This is a genomic window from Streptomyces sp. XM83C, assembly GCF_023072675.1.
Lineage (GTDB): Bacteria > Actinomycetota > Actinomycetes > Streptomycetales > Streptomycetaceae > Streptomyces > Streptomyces thermocoprophilus.
Map to the genome: position 1 here is coordinate 1 of NZ_JALLGL010000588.1, position 1,310 is coordinate 1,310.

Below are 1,310 nucleotides of genomic sequence, written 5' to 3' on the forward strand. Positions count from 1 at the left end.
GGCTCGGTGGGGCGGTGATCGGGGGCTCGGCAGGTAGGTGCGGGCTCGTGTCAGGGGCCGACGCGGGCCGCTATGTCGAGCATCGTCCGGACGTGCAGGGCGGTCTGCGCGGGGACCGGTGTCCACACGGGCCGGTAGGTCCGGGTCAGCTCCGCGCACCACTCCCGCGCCAGGCCCGCGAGGGCGTCCGCGGTGTGCGGGGCGCCGGGTGCGAGGGCGCGGCGCATCATCGCGGCGGCGCGCAGCGGGATACGGCGGGCGGCGATGCCGAGCGTGGCGAAGTGGCCGCGGCAGCCGGTGTGCTCCTCGGCGGTCCAGGTGTCGACGACGGCGGGTGCGATGGCGAGGAGTTCACGGGCGGCGTCCCGCAGCGGGGCCAGCCGGTCGGGCACGGCCGTGTCGGGTGTGCCTGCGAGCAGGTCGGTGAGCCGTCGGGTGCGGCGCAGCAGCAGGCCGGTGAGCCGGGCGACCTCGCCGTGCGGGTCGGCGGCGGGCCGGTCGTCGCTGACGGCGGGCGCCGCCCAGGCGGGCGCCTCGACGAGCGCGGTGAGGGTGCCGTACCGGCGGGGGTGCAGCCAGGTGCTGCCGGCGACATAGCCGCTGGGGTCGCGTTCCCCGGCGTCGTCGGGGTCGGCGGCGCGCCCGGCGGGCAGATGCAGCACGGCGGGCGGGTCGAGCTGCCAGTCGGGGCCGTCGGCGGGGTGCCGGTCGAGGGGCACGCCGAGGCGGGCCGCGGTGTCGCGGAACGCGGCGGCGGCGCCGGGGACGTGCCGGGTCAGCATGGCGAACGCGCCGCCGACCTCGATGCCGTGCAGTGTGAACTGGACGGCGGGCCGCAGCTCGTCGAGGAGCCTCAGCAGGGTCGCCGACTCCGGGAGCGGCGGCCGGGGGTCGCCGGGTGAGGGCAGCGACTCCGGCTGCCGGTCGAACGCGGGCCGGTAGAAACGCAGGTGGCACTGTTCCAGCGACGGTGCCGGTTCCTCCGGCTGCCAGCCGTGGGCGAGGCGGGCGCCGTCCGGGTCGAGGCAGAGCAGGATGTGCCAGGTGCAGTCGAGCCGGTCCAGCAGCGCGGGCCGGTGGGCGAGGAGGCGGGCAAGGCGCAGCGCGGAGGCGCCGCCGACGGGTTCGTTGGCGTGCGCGCCCGCGACGGTGAGCATCTGCCGTTCGCCGTGCCCGGCGGACAGCATCCACAGCGGGCGCCCGGCCCGGCTGTGCCCGACGACCCGCAGCCGTACGGTGCCGGGCGCGGCGGCGGCGAGGGCTCGGGCCCTTGCCTCCAGCAGGTCCAGGGTGGGGTACGGGGTGCGGGG

The 1,310-nt window shown here is 78.1% G+C and carries 1 protein-coding gene; it reads right to left on the reverse strand.

Translation table 11 applies throughout. The annotated features are described in order from the left end of the window. Positions 1–50: 50 nt before the first annotated feature. A partial coding sequence (locus tag MTQ10_RS30530) for a M14 family zinc carboxypeptidase (protein WP_247473992.1) occupies positions 51–1,310 on the reverse strand: 1,260 nt, incomplete at its 5' end.